Raw genomic sequence first — 5,106 nt, 5'->3', positions numbered from 1 at the left:
GCGAGGGCCGAGTCGTTGGCGTCCGCGATACGCCCCGTCGCCGCCTCGATGAGCAGCTTCGGGGCAATGTTGAGGTGGAAACTCTGCCGGAAATACGTCCGTTCGGCACGGCTGCGCTGCACCGCCTCGCGCCGCTCGTCCAGGGCCTCCAGCATCACGTCGGCCCCGTCTTCCAGCGCCCGGACGGTCACGACCAGCCACCGGCCCGGCACGCCGCCGGGCACGGGCAGACACAGTCGCAGCACACCCTCGCCACCGGCGAGCGCCGCCTCGAACGCGGAAGAGCACACGGCGCCGGGATCGAGCAGTGCCACGAAATGCCGGCCAACCGGTTCGTCGACGCCCGTCAATCGCGCTGCGGCGGGGTTGGCCTCGGCGACCGAACCTTCCGCAGTAACCTGAAGACGGCCCACCGGGGCGGCCTCGACGAACCCCTCCAGAGCTGCAAGCCGCCGCCGCAGCGCATGCTCGCCGGATATCTCTCCCTCAGCGGGTCGGCCCGTCGTCACACGCCGCCCACCCCGGGGCCGGCGAGCGCACCTGCAGGCAGCCCCCACCGGCCGTGCCCGCCGGGAGCGACGAGCCGGGAAGGATAAGTGTGTGAATCAATTCGCATGCCCGACATTATGCCAAGCAGCGGAGACAGGTGAAATGTTTAGTGAATCAGACACCTGTGCTTAATGATAACGATTTCCCCCCGTCCGCGGCGGCCGTGGACTGCTCAGCCGACGTCCTCTCCCGCCGGCTCGCGCTTGCGCCCGGTAACCATGGCGCGAGCCAGGTTCTCACCGTGACGAACACTGGCCAGGACCACGCCCGCGACGTGAAGACCGATCAGCACCAGCAGCGAATTCGCCAGGAAGGCGTGAGTCTCCTCGACCCACTCGACCCCCCAGAAGGCGTCCAGGGTGTACATCCAGCCGGTCAGCGCCGTGCCCGCGAGCGCGAGCAGCAGCACCACGATCATCGCCGCCCCGGCCGGATTGTGCCCGAGGTGGCGACGCTCACGACCGGATGCCATATCGACGATATAGCGCAGCACGGTGGCGGGCGGGCGCACGAACTGGGTGAAACGGGCGTAGCGTGGTCCGACCAGCCCCCAGAGCAGCCGGAAGCCGATCAGTCCGGCCACGATATAGCCGGCCCACTCGTGGATTTCCCCCCACTCGTCACCGGTGAGCCAGGCCACGGTCACCGCCGTGACCATCCCCCAGTGGAAGACCCGGACTGCCGGGTCCCACACACGGATCGTGCGCTCGCCCATCGCCTCAGTCCTCTCCCTTTACGCGCACCGGCTCCAGCGTCTTCGGGTTGAAATAGGCCTCCACCCGGTCACCGTTCTCGTCGTACGCGTACGCCTCGTAGCAGCCATCCTCAGTGCGGATGCTCTTCACTTCCCAGCCCTTGTCCATCAGCGCCTGCCGGAAGGTATCCCGGCTCTGCCACTCGGACTTCGGCACATCACATCCGTCCGCCGCCTGCGCCGCACCGGCCGCCACGACACCGAGCATCACCATCGAAAGCACAAGTCCGCGCTTCATCACTCAAGCTCCTTCAATCACCGAATGACGGTGGCCATCATCCCGGCGCAACCTGACAGGATCCTGAAAGACGGTGACGAATCGTGAAGCCGGTGTCCGGGTTACAATCGGCGCCCGGACACCGAAGGGGGCGGCCATGCGCATACTGCTGGTGGAGGACGACGCGAGCCTGGGCACCGCCGTCGTCGATCAGCTCGCCGCCGACGGGCACGCGGTCGACCGGGTGGATCACCTCTGCCGGGCCCGGCCCGCCCTGGCGGCGGTGGCCTACGACCTCTGCCTGCTCGACCTGATGCTGCCCGACGGCGACGGGCTCACGCTGCTCGGCGAGCTGCGCGGGCGCGGCGAGCGGCTGGCGGTGATCATCCTCACCGCCCGGGACCAGATATCGGACCGAATCCGCGGCCTGCGGGCCGGCGCGGACGACTATCTGGTGAAACCCTTCGATCTCGCGGAACTCTCCGCCCGCGTGCTCGCCGTGGGCCGGCGCAGCGCCGGCGACGCCGGACCGCGGATCGAGGTGGCGGGGGTCGTGATCGATGAGGCCGCGCGGACCGTCCACCGCGATGGCGAGCCGGTACGCCTGACCCAGCGCGAGTGGGCCCTGCTGGAGGCGCTGGCGCACAACCGCGGGCGCGTGCTCTCGCGGGGCCAGCTCGAAGACCGGCTCTACGCCTTCGGTGCCGAGGTGGAAAGCAACACCATCGAGGTCTACATCAGCCGGCTGCGCAAGAAGCTCGGCGCAGGCCTGATCGCCACGGAGCGAGGCCTCGGCTACCGCATGGTGCGCTCGTGAACGGCAGGGCCTTCAGCCTGCGCCGGCGTCTGGCGGGGATGCTCACCGCCGGTGTGCTCGCACTGTGGCTGGTAGCCACGGCACTGTCGTGGGTGCTGGTTCGTCACGAGCTCAACGAGGCCTATGACGAGTCCCTGGCACAGGCCGCACACCGGCTGCTCGCGCTCGGGGCCGCGGGGCCGGCCGGCAGGGAACCGACGACGGTCGGCGCCGGCGAGGGGCTGCTCACCTACCGCGTCCGCGACGCCGCCGGCCGGGTGGTGCTGAGCTCCCGCAATGCCCGCGACACCGGCTTCCCCGCACCGTTGCGGCCCGGTTTCGTCACCACCGCGTCGCACCGGGTGTTCACCGAGCGCGACGCCGACACCGGTCTGCTCATCCAGGTCGCCGAGCCCCTCGCCCACCGCCGCGAGGCGGCGATGGAGACGACGCTGAGCCTGCTCCTGCCGCTGCCGTTCCTGGTGCCGCTGAGCCTGCTCGGCGTGTGGTGGCTGGTGCGCCGGACCACAGCACCGGTGCTCTCGCTGCGCGGCGAGATCGAACGCCGCGCCCCCGGCGATCTGGCCCCACTGACCGCGAGCGGCCTGCCCGCGGAGATCCGTCCGCTGGCGGATGCCGTCAACCGCCTGATGGCACGGCTGCGTGACGCACTGGCGGCGGAACGCAGCTTCACCGCCAACAGCGCCCACGAGCTGCGCACGCCCATCGCCGGGGCCCTGGGCCATACCCAGCGGCTGCTCGCCGACACCGGCGACCCGGCCGTGCGCGAGCGCGCGCGGCACATCGAGGCCGGCCTGCGTCACCTCGCCCGGGTCTCCGAGAAGCTCATGCAGCTCGCCCGCGCCGAGGCCGGGGTCTTCGCCGCCGACACGCTCCAGCCCCTCGACGACGTGCTCGCCCTGGTGGTCGACGAGTTCAGCCGCCACGCCGGCAGCGGCGATCGGGTGACACTTACGGTACCGGACGGCGTGCGACTTGCCGGCGCGCTGGACCCGGACGGCTTCGCCATCCTGCTGCGCAACCTCATCGAGAACGCCCTGCATCACAGCCCGACGGACAGCCCGGTGGCGGTGGTGGTGGACGGCGCCCGGCGCCTGCGGGTGATCAACGACTCGCCCGTGATCCCCGCCGCCACGCTCCGGCAACTGCGGGCGCGTTTCCGGCGGGGGACGACCCGGCCCGGCGGCACCGGGCTCGGGCTCGCCATCGTCGAGGCGATCGCCGAGGGCGCCGGGGCCTCGGTGACCCTGAACTCCCCCGCCGCCGGCCGTGCCGACGGCGTCGAGGCAGTGGTCACCCTGCCGGACGGCACCCATCCGGCATGAGCGCGGGCACGCCGGTCATCGCCCCCGCTGGCGCCTGCCCCGGGCCAGCAACGCCCGGGCGCGCAGGAGTACGGGGCGGTCCACCATCCGGCCGTCCACGGAGAACACCGCGCCGTCCGCCGGGGCGGCATCGACCACGCGCCGCGCCCAGTCCAGGTCCGCCTCGCTGACCGCGAACGCCGCGTGGACGGGCCCGATCTGGGCGGGATGGATGCACAGCGCCCCCGAGAAACCGAGCCCCTGTGCCGTCTCCAGCTCGGCGCTCAGGCGCCCGGTATCGGTGTAGTTGGCGATGGAGCCGGGGAAGCCGATCGCCTCGATCCCCGCGGCCCGCGCCGCCCAGGCGACGCGGCGGGCGGGCTCGGTGAGCAGCGCCGCCCCGGGCGTGCCGCCCAGGTCCAGGGCCAGGTCCTCAGGCCCCAGGGCCAGGGCCGCGAGACGCGGCGTGGCCGCGGCCAGCCCGCCCGCGGCCAGCAGCCCCCGCGCGCTCTCGATCATGCCGATCACCGGCACTCCGCCCGGTTCGAGCCCCCGCTCCGTCTCCAGCTCGGTAAGGATGCCGTCGGTGACCACCAGCTCATGGGCGTGCTCGACCTTGGGCAGCACGATACCCGCGAGGGGCGCCCCGACGGCGGCCTCCAGGTCGTGGACCTGCTCCCGGGTGCCGGCGTTGACACGCACCAGCACCGCGACGCCGTCCGCCGCCAGCCGTGCGATCGCCGTGGGCAGCGCGGCCCGCGCCGCCGGCCGCCGCTCGGGGGCGACGGCGTCCTCCAGATCCAGGATGCAGGCGTCGGCACCACGCCGTCCCGCCTTCTCCAGCAGGCGTTCGTTGTCGGCGGGCACGAACAGGAGCGACCGCCAGCCGGGCCATTGCGTCATCTCGTCTCTCCCTTTCCGCCGGGCGGTCTGACAGCCCGGCTCGCGACGGGGGCGGTGAGGCCGTGATACGCCCGCCCTGTCCCCGTCTCCGCGGTCATTCCACCCGGCCGGTCAGCGCCAGCGCCCCGTCCGGACGGGTGACCCACAGGCGCGTGCCGTCGCCCTCGGGCACGCCGGCGGTGGTGAAGGCCATGTCGTCGAACACCGGCGCGCGGGAGCGGTACTCGAACCGGCGCACCGGCGTCCCGCGCTGCTGCACGGCCAGGTCGAGCATGAGCGTCGCCATCAGCGGGCCGTGGACGACCAGCCCCGGATAGCCCTCGACGCCGGCGCAGTAGGACCGGTCGTAGTGGATGCGGTGGCTGTTGTACGTGAGCGCCGAGTAGCGGAAGAGCAGCACCGGGTCCGGACGCCAGGTCGCCCGCCACGCGGGCTCGGGCATGTCGTCGCTCCCGGCGGTGTCCGCCCCGCCGCCCGACACCGGCGCGCGGTAGACGATATCCTGGGCCTCGTCGATGCGCCCGCCGCGCTCGCCCTCGATCTCGTGGCTGACGGTGACGAA

The 5,106-nt window shown here is 72.2% G+C and carries 6 protein-coding genes and 1 pseudogene; 2 read left to right on the top strand and 5 right to left on the bottom strand.

The window, feature by feature from the left end:
- The 3 genes from G7A99_RS15835 to G7A99_RS15825 form a co-directional block, all read right to left on the bottom strand.
- The coding region (locus tag G7A99_RS15835; RefSeq protein WP_205599874.1) for a hypothetical protein at positions 1–509 on the bottom strand (509 nt) is incomplete at its 3' end.
- Positions 510–721: 212 nt separating this feature from the next.
- Positions 722–1,264, bottom strand: coding sequence for a cytochrome b/b6 domain-containing protein (locus G7A99_RS15830; protein ID WP_018719134.1), 543 nt, complete (start codon positions 1,262–1,264; stop codon positions 722–724).
- 4 nt (positions 1,265–1,268) lie between these two features.
- Positions 1,269–1,541 (bottom strand): PepSY domain-containing protein, encoded by a 273-nt coding sequence (locus G7A99_RS15825; RefSeq protein ID WP_163141879.1) that lies wholly within the window; start codon positions 1,539–1,541, stop codon positions 1,269–1,271.
- Between the two features lie 136 nt (positions 1,542–1,677).
- Between G7A99_RS15825 and G7A99_RS15820 the strand changes: the two genes are divergently transcribed.
- Together G7A99_RS15820 and G7A99_RS15815 are read left to right on the top strand one after the other, a co-directional pair.
- Positions 1,678–2,337: a response regulator transcription factor gene (locus tag G7A99_RS15820; protein ID WP_163141876.1), complete on the top strand. Its 660-nt coding sequence runs from the start codon at positions 1,678–1,680 to the stop codon at positions 2,335–2,337.
- Positions 2,334–3,662, top strand: coding sequence for an ATP-binding protein (locus tag G7A99_RS15815; RefSeq protein ID WP_205599873.1), 1,329 nt, complete (start codon positions 2,334–2,336; stop codon positions 3,660–3,662). The genes G7A99_RS15820 and G7A99_RS15815 overlap by 4 nt, the downstream gene beginning before the upstream one ends.
- Positions 3,663–3,677: 15 nt before the next feature.
- Here G7A99_RS15815 and G7A99_RS15810 read toward each other — a convergent pair whose 3' ends face one another.
- Entirely contained in the window at positions 3,678–4,544 is an 867-nt protein-coding gene (locus G7A99_RS15810) for a CoA ester lyase (RefSeq protein ID WP_163141873.1), read from the bottom strand.
- A 94-nt stretch (positions 4,545–4,638) separates the two neighbouring features.
- Positions 4,639–5,106, bottom strand: a pseudogene (locus tag G7A99_RS15805) (hypothetical protein); the annotation flags it as partial.

The organism is Arhodomonas sp. KWT (genome assembly GCF_010993615.1).
The sequence above is the reverse complement of the archived record's forward strand: the minus strand, read 5'-3'. Positions and strand labels throughout refer to the sequence as shown.